Source organism: Algoriphagus aquimarinus, assembly GCF_007997215.1.
GTDB lineage: Bacteria > Bacteroidota > Bacteroidia > Cytophagales > Cyclobacteriaceae > Algoriphagus > Algoriphagus aquimarinus_A.
On sequence record NZ_VORW01000021.1, the window covers coordinates 1 to 17160 of the forward strand.

Annotated in this window: 11 protein-coding genes and 1 riboswitch; of the genes, 7 read left to right on the plus strand and 4 right to left on the minus strand. The window is 39.6% G+C overall.

Going from position 1 to position 17160, the window contains the following annotated elements:
• The first annotated feature begins 230 nt into the window (after nucleotides 1-230).
• A complete protein-coding gene (locus ESV85_RS18880) occupies nucleotides 231-2645 on the plus strand; it encodes a thiamine pyrophosphate-dependent enzyme (protein WP_146920385.1) in 2415 nt (804 codons plus the stop codon).
• A 55-nt stretch (nucleotides 2646-2700) separates the two neighbouring features.
• Here the strand turns inward: ESV85_RS18880 and ESV85_RS18885 are convergent, their stop codons facing one another.
• Nucleotides 2701-3021, minus strand: coding sequence for a YbjQ family protein (locus ESV85_RS18885; protein WP_146920387.1), 321 nt, complete (start codon nucleotides 3019-3021; stop codon nucleotides 2701-2703).
• Nucleotides 3022-3265: 244 nt separating this feature from the next.
• Here ESV85_RS18885 and ESV85_RS18890 point away from each other — a divergent pair, with 244 nt between their 5' ends.
• The 5 genes from ESV85_RS18890 to metF all read left to right on the plus strand — a co-directional run bounded on the left by ESV85_RS18890 (nucleotide 3266) and on the right by metF (nucleotide 13876).
• Nucleotides 3266-7534, plus strand: a complete 4269-nt coding sequence (locus ESV85_RS18890) for a PAS domain S-box protein (RefSeq protein ID WP_146920388.1) — start codon at nucleotides 3266-3268, stop codon at nucleotides 7532-7534.
• 69 nt (nucleotides 7535-7603) lie between these two features.
• Nucleotides 7604-8920, plus strand: coding sequence for a hypothetical protein (locus ESV85_RS18895; RefSeq protein WP_223276048.1), 1317 nt, complete (start codon nucleotides 7604-7606; stop codon nucleotides 8918-8920).
• A 91-nt stretch (nucleotides 8921-9011) separates the two neighbouring features.
• A riboswitch (SAM riboswitch) is annotated at nucleotides 9012-9110 on the plus strand.
• A gap of 65 nt (nucleotides 9111-9175) precedes the next feature.
• Nucleotides 9176-10228 (plus strand): homocysteine S-methyltransferase family protein, encoded by a 1053-nt coding sequence (locus tag ESV85_RS18900; protein ID WP_146920390.1) that lies wholly within the window; start codon nucleotides 9176-9178, stop codon nucleotides 10226-10228.
• A 4-nt stretch (nucleotides 10229-10232) separates the two neighbouring features.
• Nucleotides 10233-12926, plus strand: coding sequence for a methionine synthase (gene metH, locus ESV85_RS18905; protein WP_146920392.1), 2694 nt, complete (start codon nucleotides 10233-10235; stop codon nucleotides 12924-12926).
• Nucleotides 12923-13876, plus strand: a complete 954-nt coding sequence (gene metF, locus ESV85_RS18910) for a methylenetetrahydrofolate reductase [NAD(P)H] (RefSeq protein WP_146920394.1) — start codon at nucleotides 12923-12925, stop codon at nucleotides 13874-13876. Before metH ends, metF begins: the two co-directional genes overlap by 4 nt.
• A gap of 70 nt (nucleotides 13877-13946) precedes the next feature.
• Here the strand turns inward: metF and ESV85_RS18915 are convergent, their stop codons facing one another.
• A complete protein-coding gene (locus tag ESV85_RS18915) occupies nucleotides 13947-14468 on the minus strand; it encodes a hypothetical protein (RefSeq protein WP_146920396.1) in 522 nt (173 codons plus the stop codon).
• A gap of 338 nt (nucleotides 14469-14806) precedes the next feature.
• On the opposite strand from ESV85_RS18915, the gene ESV85_RS18920 reads away from it, so the two are divergent.
• On the plus strand, nucleotides 14807-15658 hold the full coding sequence (locus ESV85_RS18920; protein ID WP_146920397.1) for a hydroxymethylglutaryl-CoA lyase: 852 nt from the start codon (nucleotides 14807-14809) through the stop codon (nucleotides 15656-15658).
• 15 nt (nucleotides 15659-15673) lie between these two features.
• On the opposite strand, the gene dprA is transcribed toward ESV85_RS18920, so the two are convergent.
• Entirely contained in the window at nucleotides 15674-16792 is a 1119-nt protein-coding gene (gene dprA, locus ESV85_RS18925; protein ID WP_146920399.1) for a DNA-processing protein DprA, read from the minus strand.
• Complete coding sequence (locus tag ESV85_RS18930; protein WP_146920401.1) at nucleotides 16773-17126, minus strand: MerR family transcriptional regulator; 354 nt, start codon at nucleotides 17124-17126, stop codon at nucleotides 16773-16775. The genes dprA and ESV85_RS18930 overlap by 20 nt, the downstream gene beginning before the upstream one ends.
• Nucleotides 17127-17160 lie beyond the last annotated feature (34 nt).

Below are 17160 nucleotides of genomic sequence, written 5' to 3' on the forward strand. Positions count from 1 at the left end.
TGTCCGAAGAAATGTGTATTTTTCATCTGCTGTATTTATTGGTTGTGGTAAACTGAAAATACAGAAAAGGGGAAGCTTCTCAAACGAAGCTTCCCCTAAATTTTAAACCGTTTCTCGGACAGTAGTGAATAATAATAATGAAATTTGCATAGAAATGGGATTTGGCTATTTTTGAATGATTCAAAAAATCATAAAAGCAAAACCCAGATAACTTTAGTAAATTAACCTTTATGTCAGAAGTTCAATCAGTACCTAAAAACCTGAATTCTCCGAATCTTTCTAAGGAAGCTGTACTTGAAGACTTTCGAGTCGCGATGATTAGTAGGCATGCCTCGTTGGTTGGTAGGAAAGAGGTTTTTATGGGAAAGGCGAAGTTTGGGATTTTTGGAGATGGTAAGGAGATTGCCCAAATAGCTATGGCAAGAGCCTTCCAACTTGGAGATTTCCGATCAGGTTATTACCGTGATCAGACATTTATGCTGGTAATTGGTGAGCTGACATTGCAGCAATATTTTTCTCAACTATACGCATATACCAATGTCGAGGCAGAGCCAGCGAGTGCTGGGCGCCTAATGAATGGTCACTTCGCCACTCGATCTCTCCATGAGGATGGAAGCTGGAAGGATCTAACAAAAAAATATAATTCGGCTGCAGATATTTCTCCTACAGCTGCTCAAATGCCTAAACTTCTTGGTTTAGCTTATGCTTCAAAGCTTTTTAGAGGAAATAAAGGGTTGAAGGATATGACCAAGTTTTCTGTAAATGGCAATGAGGTCGCTTGGGGTACTATCGGAAATGCATCTACTTCTGAAGGTATGTTTTTCGAAACCATCAATGCCGCCGGCGTGATGCAGGTTCCTATGGTGATTTCTATATGGGACGATGGCTACGGTATTTCTGTGCCAAATGAGTTTCATACGACCAAAGGCAGCATTTCTGAAGCCTTAGCTGGTTTCGAAAGAACAGATTCACAAAAAGGCATTGAAATAATCCGAGTTAATGGCTGGGATTATGAGGCTTTGTTAAATGCATATGTTGAAGCAGGTGAATTGGCGAGAACCTCCCATGTGCCAGTTTTGATTCACGTGCTGGAAATGACACAACCGCAGGGACATTCTACTTCGGGTTCCCACGAGCGATATAAAGATAAAAAGCGTCTTCAATGGGAGAAAGATTGGGATTGTATTTCCAAATTCAGAGAATACATCTTAAGCAACAAGATTGCCAGTGCAGATACATTAGATAAAATAGAAGCTGAAGCAAAAGCAGTGGTAAAGCAAGAGAAAGAAGCTGCTTGGACCAAGTTTTCTAATGACATCAAAAATGAGTTAAATGAGGCAGTAGTTCTATTGAGAGCAGCTGCACAACATAGTACACGCAAAGTTCTAATCAATCAACTTGCAGAAGAACTATCCAAGACTATCAACCCTATAAGAAAGGACGTTATAGTAGCAGTGAGAAAGGCGCTGTTGATTTTAAGATTGGATGCTCCTGCGGCCAAGGCCGATTTGAAAGCTTGGTATGCGAAGCAGACAGATCTGAATTTCGATAGGTATAATAGTCATCTATATAGTCATTCAGAATGGAGCGTGTTGAATGTGGAGGAGGTGCCTGCAAAATTCAATGACAAGTCGCTATATGTCGATGGTAGAGAAATTTTGCAGTCTTATTTTGATTACACCTTAGAGAAGGATCCGCGTTTCTTTACGTTCGGTGAAGATGTTGGGAGAATTGGAGATGTGAATCAGGCTTTTGCAGGGCTTCAAGCTAAGTATGGAGAGCTAAGAGTTTCAGATACAGGTATTAGAGAATGTACAATTATAGGTCAGGGGATTGGGGCTTCCTTGAGGGGTTTACGACCACTGGCTGAGATTCAATATTTAGATTATCTGCTATATGGCCTTCAGATGCTTGCAGATGACGTGGCTTGTCTACAGTACCGCACTAAAGGAGGTCAAAAAGCTCCTATGATAGTCCGTACCAGAGGTCATAGATTGGAAGGCGTTTGGCATTCTGGTTCACCTATGGGAATGATACTTTCTACGCTGAGAGGCATGGTGGTGTGCGTTCCTAGAGATATGACACAGGCAGCAGGAATGTATAATGCGCTGTTGAAATCTGATGAGCCGGCAATAGTAATTGAATGTCTGAATGGCTATAGGTTGAAAGAAAAAATGCCTTCAAATTTGGGTGAATATACTGTCGCACTTGGCAAGCCTGAGATTCTAAGAGAAGGAAGCGATCTGAGCATAGTGACTTATGGTTCTATGTGTAAAATCATAATGGAAGCAGCTAACGAACTTGCGGAAATTGGGATTGAAATAGAGGTGCTGGATGTGCAGACTCTATTACCGTTTGATGTTCACGGGATTATAGGAGAATCTATCAAGAAGACAAATCGTGTGATTTTTGCAGATGAGGATGTGCCTGGTGCCGGATCAGCATTTATGCTTCAGCAGGTGATAGAGGGGCAAGAAGTGTTTAAATACTTAGATTCAGAACCTCAAACGATTACGGCAAAACCACATAGACCGGCCTATTCTTCTGATGGAGATTATTTCTCCAAACCTAGTGTAGAAGATGTAGTAGAGAAAGTATATGCGATGATGAATGAGGTGAATCCAAAAAAATATCCATCGATATAAAGAAAGTATTCGATTCAATATATAGAAAAAGCCCTTTTAAAGGGCTTTTTCTATATTAATGCTTAATCACCTTAACTGCCGTTCCACTTGCAGTGACCATGAGCATTCCATCACGAATGGTTTCATAGTCTAGGTCAATTCCAACTATTGCATTTGCTCCGAAAGCTCTAGCTTGCATTTCCATTTCATTCATAGCGGTTGCTTTTGCCTCTCTAAGTACCTGCTCGTATGCTGAAGAACGCCCTCCGACTATATCTGTGATACTGGCGAAAAAGTCTTTAAATAAATTGGCTCCTATGATGGTTTCTCCTGAAACAATTCCTAGATATTGTTCCACGCTATAGCCATCAAGCGTGTTAGTAGTTGTTACAATCATTGTGATAAGTTAATAGTTTTAGAATATGTAATTATGTCACACTTCACGAATTTACGAGCCAAAAGTTTGAAGTGGGGTTAGGCTTCTTTTCTTTTTAAAAGTAAAACTAGTTAGGCTAATTAGAATAAATAAACAATTGTAAGTTTTAGTTCTGATATTTTGATTCCAATTTTTGTGATATTTGGTTTGCGTATAAACCCAACCTTCGTTTAGGAATCTGATGATTTCTTGAAAATTTTAGCTCATGAATCAATTTAGTCAATTTGATATTTCTGATGTTTTCAATGAAATTAATGATCCTTTATTCATCATAGATGAAGAGGAGGTTATATTTTTCAATAAGTTTTTCATTGAAAATTTTCTCCCAATCTCTGATAATTGGATGGATTTTTTTAAGGATGATGAGCTATTAAAGGAATTGGAAGATTTTTTTGAATCCGGTGAAATACCCAAAAATACAATCATACAGGATTTTGAGACCAAAATAGCCAGTGATCACGATTTTGAATGGTCATTTGCCAATCTTCCTTCAAGCTACACTTCCAAGTTTCTGATAGTAAGAGGCCACGATATGAAGTTCCAAAAAGATTGGAACAATAAGGAGTTGCTACTTCATGCACAAGGATCCTTTCCAGAAGAACTGAAATATGTGCAAAGTATTCTTTCTAATAGCCATGATCTGATTGCAATATTGGATGAAGAAGGGAATTATAAATTTGTCAGCCTATCTGTAGGTGAGAAAATGGGGTTTCCTGTGGAGGAAATCATTGGTAAAAATTATAAAGAACTTATACAGTCTGGAGTTTTGGAATTGGTTGTGGGTAGTTTCGAGGAAGTTTTCAATTCAAATGAAGATGTCAGCATAGATTTTTGGGTAAAGCAGAGAAATGGGAAAAGAATCTATTTGGAAAGTTTTGCGAAAAACTTGCTTCACCATCCCCAGATCAATGGGATTTTATTTAGTTCTCGGGATATCACGAATTATATAGAGACAAAGAATTCTCTCAAAAGAAGGTATGAAATAGAAAATTTGATTTATCAGATTTCAAGCCAGTTGATCAAATCTTCCTCATTGAAGATTGAGACTCTTTTTAAAGATTCGTTAAAATATTTTGAAGAGTTTTTTAAGACAGTCAAATCGCAGGTTTTCATTTTCAATAAGGATTCCGAGCGATTCGAATCTCTGGCGGGATTAGAATTGAATCCGAATGAATCTGCCTTTTATACGGATGTAGAATTACTCAAGCTGGTTGGAAATTGTAAGGAAGGTCTTGAAGCGGGGGAAGTTTCGCTAAAGCCTTGCGGTGTATCGTCGGTGTTGCTCATACCAATGATTTCCAAGTCTCAGATGAATGGTGTGATTGCGCTTGTTTTAGACTCTATTTCACAGCAGGATAATGAGCTTCAAATCTTCCGCCAATTGGGTGACCTATTGGCGAGCGCTTATGAAGGAAACCAACTGACCAAAAAGATTGAGAGAAACGAGAGTTTGTTGGTCACTACTGAATTGCTCTCAAAATCAGGCTCTTGGAGATTTAACAATTCACTCAAGATATTTTTCATTTCCGAAGGTCTATCTAATCTTTTTGAGTTTGAAGGAGACCTAGGGGCTGCGGATTTTTCAACTTTGCTTTATAAAATAGAGAAATCAAACAGGCCTGATTTCATTAAGAATCTAAAAGGTGTCATTAGGGATTTGAACAAAGCTTCCGGTGAGTTTGTGATTAAAAATAGCTTAGGGAAATCCACCTATATCAATTATGAAATTGAAGCCAGAAAAGATACGCTGACTCAAGGCCTAGAAGTCTTTGGCTTTTGCAATGATATTACGCATAGGAGAGCAACGGAGAATTACCTGAAGCTGCAATCTCAAATATTGGCACAAGTAAGCGATCCTATTCTAGTGACAGATATAAATCTAAATGTGATCTATCTGAATGGAGCAGCAGTTCAGTTGTGCTGTCCTGAATCAGCTTCAGGGTTTTCAGGTCAAATAGATGAATTGTTTAAGCTAAAGCTGGAAGATGGGAGAGATCTAAAAGAGGTTTCCTCGAAGTTGAAAGTAGGAGGACATTGGAAAAAGGTAGCCTATTTAGAGAATAAACAAACTGAATCTGCACCTTTCGAAATTTCCATTCAGATGTTTCAAGCTGAACAAGGAGATCTCATTGGGTATTCTTTCATTTTGCGCAGCCTAGTAGAAAAGTATGAAAACGAGCGCGTGGCTAAGCGAGCTCAAATGATTGTAGAAAATAGCTCTGCCGTGCTATTTCGGGTAGATCCAGAGAAATCATATACTATTAACTATATCTCAGAAAATATACGTCAATATGGATATAAGTCTTCGGAGCTAAAATCTATTTCCTTTGTGGATTTTCTTCATCCTGACGACGCGAAAAATATTAGATTCCATGCTGAACAGGCAAAAGGGAGTTCTGGAATTCCTTCAGTTTCTGGAGAGTACAGGTTTAGGAAAGCGGATGGCACTTATGCATGGGTAGAAGATCGTACCTATGATGTATTGAATGATCAGGGTGATATCATCCTACACGAAGGATATCTCCAAGATATAACTGATCGCAAAAATCTTGAGATTTTCAATCAAGAAAAAGATAAGCTCTATCGTATACTGGCGGCTAATATTCCAGGGATTAATATCTTTTTGCTCGATAAGGACAGGAATTTTATTTTGGCTGAGGGTACAAACTTCGAATATTGGGAGATGTCCCGTTTGGATTTTGAAGGCAAAAATATATCCGAAATCTCCTTGACTGATTATGCCATTCTGGAAACGCTAATTCATCAGGTTTATATAGATAGAGAAATAGTTGAAACGGAGTTTACTGTTAAGGATCGATTTTATCATCGTATCATCAGACCTATCCTTGAGAATGGTGAAGTGAAGTATGCCTTAAGTGTAGTTAGGGATAAAACTGAAGAGCAACAGACAGAAGAGAATCTTTTAAAGTCAGAGGAAAAGTATAGAACGCTGGTAGAGGAATCCACTGAGATTATTTTCTCGCTATCTGAGACATTTGATTTGTCTTATATATCTCCAAATGTTCGGCAGTTTCTAGGGTATGCTGCTGAAGATGTGATAGGAAAAAGTGTATTAAATTATTTGAACCCTGAGGACCTGGACGTCTTCCAATCCAGGCTTGACGGAAATCGAGACTTTCTGGCTGAAAACCAATATTTAGAATTCCGGGTAAAGCATATAGATGGACATTACCGCGTGTTCAGCTCGAACGGTAAAATGGTCAATAACCGAGAAGGAAGCGGTCGCAATTACACGGGGATAGCCAGAGATATAACGGAGTTAAAACAGACTCAAAAGGAATTATTTCACGCAAAGGAAAGGGCAGAAGAGGCATCACGCGTTAAATCCCAGTTTTTATCGATTATGAGTCATGAGATACGTACTCCGATGAATGCAGTGATTGGATTGTCTCATTTACTGGTGGAGGAAAACCCAAGAGAAGATCAACTAGAAATTCTCAATACCCTTAAATTTTCAGCAGAGAACTTAATGGTGCTCATCAATGATATCCTTGACTTTAACAAAATTGATTCGGGGAAAGTAGAGCTCGAGCATGTCACCTTCGATTTAAGGGCTTTAATAAATAGGATTGCACATTCTTACAGCTTTCATGCGAAGGAAAAAGGTTTGAAAATTAGTGCTGAGATTGATGCAGAGATACCCAATACATTAATCGGAGATTCTGTTCGGATTAGTCAAATCATGAATAATTTGCTTTCCAACGCAATCAAATTCACGAATGAAGGGCAAATTCAACTTTATCTGCAATTGGTAAATGCCTCCAATAATGAGTGTGAAATTAAGTTTGGAATCAAAGACTCTGGAATTGGAATCCCAGAAGATAAGCTAATTTCAATATTCGAAGCATTTACTCAAGCATCAACAGATACAACCCGTAAGTTTGGAGGGACAGGTTTAGGACTAGCTATTGTAAAAAGATTAGTAGAACTTCACGATGCAAAAATCAAGGTGTCATCAACCTTAAATGTTGGTACTGTCTTCGAGTTTATATTGAAATTTACTAGTGTGGAAGAAAATAATTTGGCTCATACTCAACAATTAGAAAATAGAGAAAGATCCTTGCACGATGCTTCAATTCTGGTAGCAGAAGACAACATCGTTAATCAGATTTTGATCAGGAAATTTCTAAAAAAATGGCATGTTGGAACGCTGATTATAGCATCAGACGGCCAGGAGGCAATCGATGAGTTCAATTCTGGCATATTTGATATTGTGTTGTTAGATATACAGATGCCAGTCATGGATGGGTTTGCGGTCGCAAAGTTGATTCGTGAAAACAAGGATTCTAACAAAGCTCAAGTCCCAATTTTAGTCCTTTCAGCAAGTTCGTACCAGGAAATAAAAGAAGAGATGGAAGAATCTGGAATTGATGATTTTGTAGAAAAACCATTCACTCCAGCAGACTTGTATCAGAAAGTAACAGAATATCTGAAGCCAAAAGATCGCAGTTAAAATCGGTTTAGCATTAATTTTGCCTGTGGGCTATGGATTCACGCAAGCTTATTTCAAATCGACCCTTCAATGCCTCTTTTTAATAAATCCATAGTTTTGCTTTTTATTTTTTTTATAGTTGCTGAAGCACATGCTCAGCAATTAATGACAAAACGATCGACTTTCTATGCCTTGCTAGGTACGTCGGGAGGCAAACTCAACCAGTTTGACAAAATGCTTGAAGAGCGAGGCTTAACAGGTTTGCAAAATAGATATCAGACGATCGGATTGGGGTATCAGGCAAGAATCAATGATTTTGTCATTGGAATGGACGTGTTCCACAATAGAGGAGGAGTGAGTGAATTGGACAACTTTAGAATGAACTATAGAACGTCCAGAGCCTTGCTTAATGTTGGCTATTCATTTACTGAAGAGTCACGTTTTCAGCTTATACACTACATGTCATTGGGAGTTGGTTTTCTCAATTTTCAAATGCTACCATCCGAAAAGCCAGATGATTTAGAAGCCTTTTTAGCTAAGCCAGAGCAAGGTTTTGTTCTTAGAGAAAAGGATATCCAAAAAGGAACGTTTCATTATGGTAATTTTCTGACCGAGATAGGCTTTCAATTAAGCTATGATTTCGACTTGCCTAATAGGGCAGAAGCACTTCAAATCATTACTAAAGTGGGGTATTCATTCAGTCCATTGGAAGGAAAATGGAATATGAAAGGGATATCTTTTGACAATGCACAGAGTGGAGCATTTATAAGAGTAGGAGCTGGGATTTCTCTTCCAGATCGAAATTTCTTCTACAAAGATGCAAGCATAGGTATTTCATTGATTCGAGGTATACACTTTTCAACAGCTAAGGAATTCAATTCCAAATTAGAAGCTGCAGGTCTTAATCCACTGAACGGTACTCCTACTAATTGGGGGTTGAGGATTTTGGGAAATACGGAACGGATATTATATGGGGCAGAACTCTATAACTTAGCCTTACATGGAGATGCTGAAACCAATAAGGAACATTCTTTAAATAGCTTGAGAGTTTACGGCAATTTTGGTTACAACTTGATTGAATATAGAAATTTCGGTTTGGGAGCACTCGCTGGTCTGGGTTACGGTAATATCCGTTATACTTTATCCACGGAAAATAAGCCTGATTTTCCGGAATTATTTCAGCAGCGTGAATTTGACGGATATTTGAAAAATAGTGGGTTGATGGTCAAGCCGGAGGTTTTTGCTGAATATGGAATACCTATGACAAAGAGACAACTTTTTGAATTGGTGCTTACAGCAGCTGCTGGTTATGAAATACCGTTGGCTAATTATAAACTTGGAGATTATAGTATGTCCAGCTATATGGCAGGCCCATATTTAAGTTTTGGAGTAGGAATAAGGCCATGATTTTTATGCTTTTGGTAATGCGATTCTATATTTAGTAAGTCCTTTTAAGGAAATCCGCTGTTTTATTATCAAAATGCTATTACCTTTGAGTTGCTTATCGAGAAAGACCGAGGGAAGGGCCCTATGACGTCTTAGCAACCTGAAAATAAGGTGCTAACTCCCATTCCGGATATCCGGAAACAGATGAGCGGACTAGTACTTTGTACTTTTCTCCGTGTGTTGCTCGACAAGCTTTTAGATTAACGAAAGATTAGTATGCAAAACAGAACGGAATCCCTACTTCAACAACTTTCTCAGAGAATTTTGATACTCGATGGAGCCATGGGTACCATGATTCAGCGATATACACTTACTGAGGAGGATTTTAGAACACCTGAGCTTGCCTCACATCCTAAATCACTCAAGGGTAACAACGATCTCCTTTCTCTGAGCAAACCTCAGATCATCAAGGATATTCATGCCGAATACTTTAAGGCTGGAGCAGATATTATAGAAACTAACACCTTTTCTGCCACTACAATAGCTCAAGCGGATTATGAGCTTTCTCATTTGGCTTATACTATCAATATAGAATCTGCCAAGCTAGCTCGGGAAGTAGCTGATGAATTCACAGCGAAGAACCCAGATAAGCCGCGCTTCGTGGCTGGCGCAATTGGGCCTACCAATAGAACGGCTTCGCTTTCCCCAGATGTGAATGATCCAGGCTATCGTGCAGTTACTTTTGACCAGCTTGCGGAAGCATATTCAGAGCAAGTTCGTGGTTTGTTAGATGGTGGAGTTGATATTATTTTGGTCGAAACTATTTTTGATACGCTGAATGCCAAGGCGGCTTTGTTTGCGATTCAGGAAGTGTATGAAGAAAGAGGTATTCCACTTGATCCAAAAGAAGGAGGAATCCCTATAATGATTTCAGGTACTATCACGGATGCTTCAGGTCGCACGCTTTCTGGACAGACTACAGAAGCATTTTTGATCTCAATATCTCATGTCCCTCTGCTTTCTGTTGGATTGAATTGTGCATTGGGAGCAAAGGAATTGAGACCTTACTTGAAAGTGCTGGCACAAAAGGCTCCTTTCTTGGTGAGTGCTTATCCAAATGCAGGTTTACCAAATGAATTTGGGCAATACGATCAGGGAGCCAATGAAATGGCTGATCAGGTAAGAGACTTTTTGAAGGAAGGAATGCTCAATATTCTGGGAGGATGCTGCGGAACTACGCCTGAGCATATCTCAGCCCTGGCACATATGGCTGCGAATTTCCAGCCTAGAAAATTACAAGAAGAAGAATTAGAAGAAACGTTGGACTGAGAAGATGGCAAGAACTAATTACATGAAACTATCAGGCTTAGAGCCACTGGTTTTTACTCCAGAAATCAACTTTGTCAATATAGGCGAGCGAACTAATATTACTGGTTCGAAGAAATTTGCCCGCTTGATACTGAATGGAAACTATGATGAAGCGCTAGAAGTAGCCTTGGATCAGGTACGTGGCGGAGCTCAAGTGCTGGATGTCTGTATGGATGAAGGAATGCTTAATGGGGAGTTTGCCATGGTCAAATTCCTGAATCTTATTGCTTCAGAACCAGAGATTTCCAGAATCCCTATTATGATCGATAGTTCCAAATGGAAGATCATCGTAGCAGGATTGAAGTGTGTGCAAGGAAAAGGCATTGTCAATTCTATCTCACTGAAGAATGGGGAGGAAGAGTTTATACAGCAAGCCAAGACCGTGAAGAAATTCGGGGCTGCGGTAGTAGTGATGGCTTTTGATGAGAATGGACAAGCCGATTCCTATGAGAGACGAATCGAAATCTGTGAGAGAAGTTATAGAGTCCTGGTGGATCAAGTGAAGTTTAATCCTCAGGATATCATTTTTGACCCTAATATTTTCCCTGTAGCTACGGGAATGGACGAGCATCGCAAGAATGCTTTGGATTTCTTTAACGCTACCAAATGGATCAAAGCAAATCTACCCGGTGCCAAAGTTAGCGGTGGTGTAAGTAATGTAAGTTTTTCTTTTAGAGGGAATAATCCTGTAAGAGAAGCGATGCATGCGGCTTTCTTATACCACGCGATCAAAAGCGGGATGGATATGGGGATTGTGAATCCTAGTATGTTGGAGATCTATGATGATATTCCAAAGGATCTTTTGGATCGAGTGGAAGATGTGCTATTTGACCGTAGAGAAGATGCTACTGAGCGTATGCTTGACTTTGCTGAAACAGTAAAGTCGGCTGATAAGAAGGAAGTTGTCAATGAAGCATGGCGTTCTGATCCTGTTGCAAAGCGAATGGAGCATGCATTGGTGAAGGGGATATTGGACTTTATCGTAGAAGATACAGAAGAAGCGAGATTAGAGTTTGTAAATCCGCTGAAGGTGATCGAAGGGCCATTGATGGACGGGATGAATGTGGTAGGTGATCTTTTCGGTGAAGGGAAAATGTTCCTTCCGCAAGTGGTGAAATCTGCCCGTGTGATGAAAAAAGCCGTGGCCTATCTAGAACCATTTATGCCTCTTCCGGAAGATGGAGAAGTTTCTTCCTTGAAAAAGATCCTTTTGGCTACGGTGAAAGGCGATGTGCACGATATCGGAAAGAATATCGTGGGTGTGGTTTTGGCCTGTAATAGTTACCAAATCATAGATTTGGGCGTGATGGTGGATGCTCAGAAGATTATAGATGAAGCTGTAAAGAATAAGGTGGATATTATCGGACTGAGTGGTTTGATTACTCCATCTTTGGATGAAATGGTGAACGTGGCTTCAGAAATGGAGCGTCAGGGAATCAAAATTCCTTTACTCATCGGTGGTGCAACTACTTCGAGAATTCACACCGCAGTAAAAATAGATCCAGTATATAGCGGAACAGTAATCCATGTAATGGATGCGAGTAAGTCTGTTCCTATCGCGGGAGAAGCTATTTCTGAGGAAACAAAAGAAGCATATAGACTGAAATACAAAGAAATTTATAAGCAGCTTCGTATAGAGCATGAGGCAAAACAATCACTGAAGCAATTGGTCACTTATGAAGCAGCCAAAGCCAATCCAGTGGAGATTGATTGGGCTTCGTATGTGCCTGTAGTTCCTAAGAAGCTTGGCAGAACAGTCCTTAAAGATCTGGACTTGAATATTGTACGCAAATACATTGATTGGACTCCGTTCTTCAGTACTTGGATGCTAAGCGGGAAATTTCCAAAGATTTTCTCAGATCCTGTAGTGGGGGTGGAAGCTAAGAAAGTCTACGATGAAGCGAATGAAATGCTTGATAAGGCAATTGCTGAGAAGTGGCTTTCTGCGAATGCAGTTTTTGGACTTTATCCAGTTCAGCGGGCCGATGATGATGCCGCTGTATTTGATGTGGATGGTAAGCAATTAGCATCTTTTCACTTTTTGCGTCAGCAAGGTAAAAAAGGTAAAGGTGTGCCTAATCGTTCATTGGCGGACTATCTACATCCTTCGCAAACAGATTATTTAGGATGCTTTGCGGTGACTTCGGGTATTGGTATGGAAACCAAGCTTGCTGAGTTTCAAAAGGATGGAGATGATTACAATGACATCATGTTCAAATCTATAGCAGATAGGCTTGCAGAGGCTGCCGCTGAATACATTCACGAGCAAGTAAGAAAAGAATATTGGGGTTATTCTCAAGATGAAAATCTTGAAAATGACTCCTTGATTCGGGAAGAATATCCTGGTATCAGGCCTGCACCTGGTTATCCAGCCTGCCCAGAGCATTCAGAGAAAATTACTATTTCACAGCTTCTGGATATGGAGAATGAAATTGGTATCGAGTTGACCTCAAGCTATGCGATGTATCCGACTTCGTCAGTGTCCGGATATTTCTTTGGAAACCCCGAGAGTAAATATTTTGGTCTTGGAAAAATAGGTGAGGATCAAGTAGCCAGCTATGCCGAGCGAAAAGGAGTTTCACTTAAAGATGCGGAGCGCTTACTTTCTCCAAACCTCGCTTATCAACCTAATTTAACCCTTGCAGAACCTACCTTATGAAAATAACAGAACACTTAGGGAGCGCTAAAGACACGCTGTTTTCCTTTGAAATACTTCCTCCGCTGAAAGGTCAAAGCTTGAAGGAATTACTGGAAGGCATTGCGCCTTTGATGGATTTTAAGCCACCCTTTGTCGATGTAACTTATCATAGAGAAGAATATATCTATAAGAAGCACCCAAATGGATTGCTGGAGAAAATCAGCACCAAAAAACGACCAGGAACAGTAGGGATTTGTGCGGCGATCATGAATCGCTTTCATGTGGATGCAGTCCCTCATATTCTTTGTGGAGGATTTACCAAAGAAGAGACAGAAAATGCACTGATAGATCTAAACTTTATCGGTGTAGAAAATGTGTTGGCACTTCGCGGTGATGCACCTAAGACTGAGGGGAAATTTATCCCTGAAACTGAGGGTCATGGCTACGCCAGTGAATTGGTGGAGCAAATCTCAAAAATGAACCAAGGACGCTATTTACATGAGGAGACTGAAATTGGTTTTCAAACTGATTTTTGTGTAGGTGTGGCAGGATATCCTGAGAAGCATTTTGAAGCTCCTTCGATGAAGTTTGATCTGAAGTATCTGAAAGAAAAAGTTGATAAAGGAGCTGAATACATCGTGACTCAGATGTTTTTTGATAATCAAAAATACTTCGAATTCGTAGATCAAGTTCGCGCAGCTGGCATTACTGTGCCGATCATTCCTGGAATCAAACCAATTACTACCCTTGGACAGATTACCATGCTACCTAGAACTTTCTTCTTGGACTTACCAGATCCGCTGATGGACGAATTGGAGAAATGTAAAACGAATGCAGAAGTCAAAGAAGTAGGGATAGAATGGTCTATTCAGCAGTGTAAGGAATTGGTGAAAAAGAAGGCGCCATCCTTGCATTTTTATACCATGAGTAAGGCAGATACTACGTATAAAATTGCTAAAGAAATATTCTAGAATTCGTGATTTTAGACAAAAAAAAGCCTTCTGAATTCATTTCAGAAGGCTTTTGCTTTTACATTATTTCTTAATCTTTACGAAGTTTCAAGGTGATTTCTTCATATTTCTTTTTAGAATTATCGTCTAGTTTATCAAAGTTTTTCTCTAGCCAATCCATACTTTCCTGAGTGGCATCTTCGATATCATCAGCTGTGTTTTTAGCGCCCTTTTCTATTTCAGCTGTAGTTTTGTCCCACCAAGTTTCCACATTTTTCATGTGCATATCGGCAGTTCTTTCGAAGTTTTCAGCTTCTGCTTTACCATTTTTTACTGCAACTTCGTAGCGCTCTTCGATCATTTCAAGATTATCATCCTCAATGTCTAAGTCCTTGTAAACTTTCTCAGCTCTTGAATCTAGGCTGTCATATCTTTCGTCGATCACCGACCAGTTATGAACAGGTACCATTTTGACAGCATTTTCTACACTGTCCACATAATTTTCTAAATTTTTTGTTACCTGAACTCGGTCTGCTTCTGTGTAATTTTTTGTATCACAAGAATACAATGCTACTACTGCTGCTCCGATAGTTAAAATTGCTTTAGTTTTCATTTTCAAGATTGGTTTGGTTGTAAAATTTTAAGGTTTTGATGGTTGAATCTATTCATACCTTTGCAATACTGTTTCCAATCCCTCGTTGAAGGGAGGTTGATACTCAAAAAGTGCTTCTATTGGCTCTAATCACTATTTTTGATTGGAGTAATTGAAATGTGTGTGTTATTGATTTTCCCCAGTTTAAGATAATTATTACCCAATTTTTCCAGCATCTATGCATTTTAACAGATATCAAAAGCCGTTTTACTACACTTATTACGAAGTCGGTTATCTGTAAGAATTATACTTCCTACGAAATATTGTTTTGTAGTAAATGATCTTTGGTAACTTGGATCATGATAAAATTGATAGAGTGTCCGCGCGATGCGATGCAGGGAATTCCGGGATTTATTGATACAGCGATCAAAGCTGCTTATATCAATCAATTGTTGGAAGTCGGTTTTGATACCATTGATTTTGGGAGTTTTGTGAGTCCGAAAGCTATCCCACAGATGCGCGATACAGCAGAAGTGTTGAGCTTGCTGGATTTGCATAATGCTAAGAGTAAATTATTGGCGATTGTAGCCAATGTCCGTGGGGCAGAAGATGCGATGGATTTTCCGGAGATTGATTACTTGGGTTTTCCGCTTTCTGTTTCGGAGACTTTTCAAAAAAGAAATACAAATGCAAGTATTAAACAAGCGTTGGTTACGGTAGAGGAGATTCAGAATCTTTGTGAAGTAAAAGGTAAAACTTTAGTCACTTATCTTAGTATGGGCTTTGGGAATCCATACGGTGATCGCTATTCACCAGAACTGGTTGCAGGATTTGTGGAGAAGTTGGATCAGTTGGGTGTTAAAATAATCTCTATATCAGATACGATCGGAGCGGCAGATACACAGTTGATTACAAGTTTGCTAAGCCTTCAGATATCTGCTTTTCCAACTATTGAATTTGGCGCACATCTTCATAGTAGGCCAGAGGATATTGGCGCAAAAGTAAGAGCAGTAGCCAAAGCTGGTTGTAGACGTTTCGATGGAGCGCTAAAAGGTTTTGGAGGATGCCCGATGGCTGATGATGAGTTGGTGGGTAATATGGCGACTGAAGTGATGATCCAGACATTGGAGGAAAATGGATTTGATCTTAAGCTTAACAAACCAGAATTTGATGAGGCGATGAAACTAGCTGGGTTTGTTTTTAATCCTTAAAATCAGCTTAACAAGCTAAACCAACAGCCTATATTTTTTTCCCGGTAAGGACTTAACAATTCCTTCAAATTCTAAGGATAGCAATTTAGAAGAAAGTAAGCCTAGAGGTATTTCTGATGTTATACTTAAGGTGTCAATTTCCAATTCACCTTTTTCCTGCAAAAGTTTCAAAATCACCTGTTCTTCTTCATCACGGTTGGTTAAATCAAGCTGAGGTTTTTGTGATTTTACCTCGCCTGGCTTGCTCCACAAAAGTGCTTCAGCTACGTCATTTGGACCAGTGTAGATATTTGCTTTCATTTTCTTGATAAGCAAATTGCAGCCCTCGCTATATTGGGATTGCAGGTTTCCAGGCACAGCAAAGACATCTTTGTCATAGCTGTAAGCAATCTCCGCAGTGATTAACGCGCCACCTTTCTCAGCGGCTTCTACTACTATCAAAGCATCCGAAAGACTTGCAATAATCCGGTTTCTTGCTGGGAAATTTCCTGGGACCATAGTGCTTCCAGGTGAATATTCGCTGATGACAGCGCCAGTTTCCATAATTGCCTCTGCTGTTTTCTTATGAACTGCAGGGTAAATACGACCGATGGGAGAGCCCAGTACTGCGATAGTCGGTAAACCTAAAGCTAGCGCTGTCCTATGCGCTTCTATATCTATTCCGTAGGCCAAACCGGAAATAATTGCGGGTTGATAAATAGCCAGATCTTCAATAATCTTTCGAGTGGCGGATTTACCATAAGTCGTGGCACTTCGGGTTCCTACGATTCCTATGGTACGATCAAAATTCAAGTTGGTAATGCCCTGAGCAAAAATCACCACAGGACTATCTTCCTGCATTTTGAAACGCTGAGGAAAATCAGGATGAAGGGGAGTGAGGATACTGAAGTGCTTTTTCTCACATTCGTTAATTAGCTCATCTGCTTTGCGAAGCAATTCATTCTCTTGATTTCGAAGTGCTAAAAGCTTCTCTCCAACTTTTGGGGTTTTGGCAACTTTGCCTTTTGGGAGTTTGAAAAAATGGGTTGCTGAGCCGGAGTAGGCTATAATAGCTTTAAATACTCCAGGCCCTATTTTAGGAGCTAGTGATAATGCTAGAAAATATCGTAAATCTTCATGAGCCTGATTTAGCATTGAATTCGTCCCGGATATTAATTAAAAAGTCCTTGATTTCTTGAAGCTTTTGTACCGCCTGTACTTTATCAAATCCTTGTTCTTTGCCAGCTTTGATCACATCTTGCGCACCTTGAAGAGTATATCCTTTTTCCTTCACTAGGTGGTAGATGTATTTGATCTTCTGAATATCAATCTTGGTGTAGCGTCGATTACCTTTTCGGTCCTTCTTCGGACGAATAATATCAAACTCGCCTTCCCAATATCGAATCAACGAAGGCGCAACTTTGAACATCAGTGCTACTTCTCCAATGGAATGATATTTCTTTTCTATTTCTCGCTCTTTGTATGGCACGGTAAAAATTGTCTTTGACTCTAAATTAATGAAA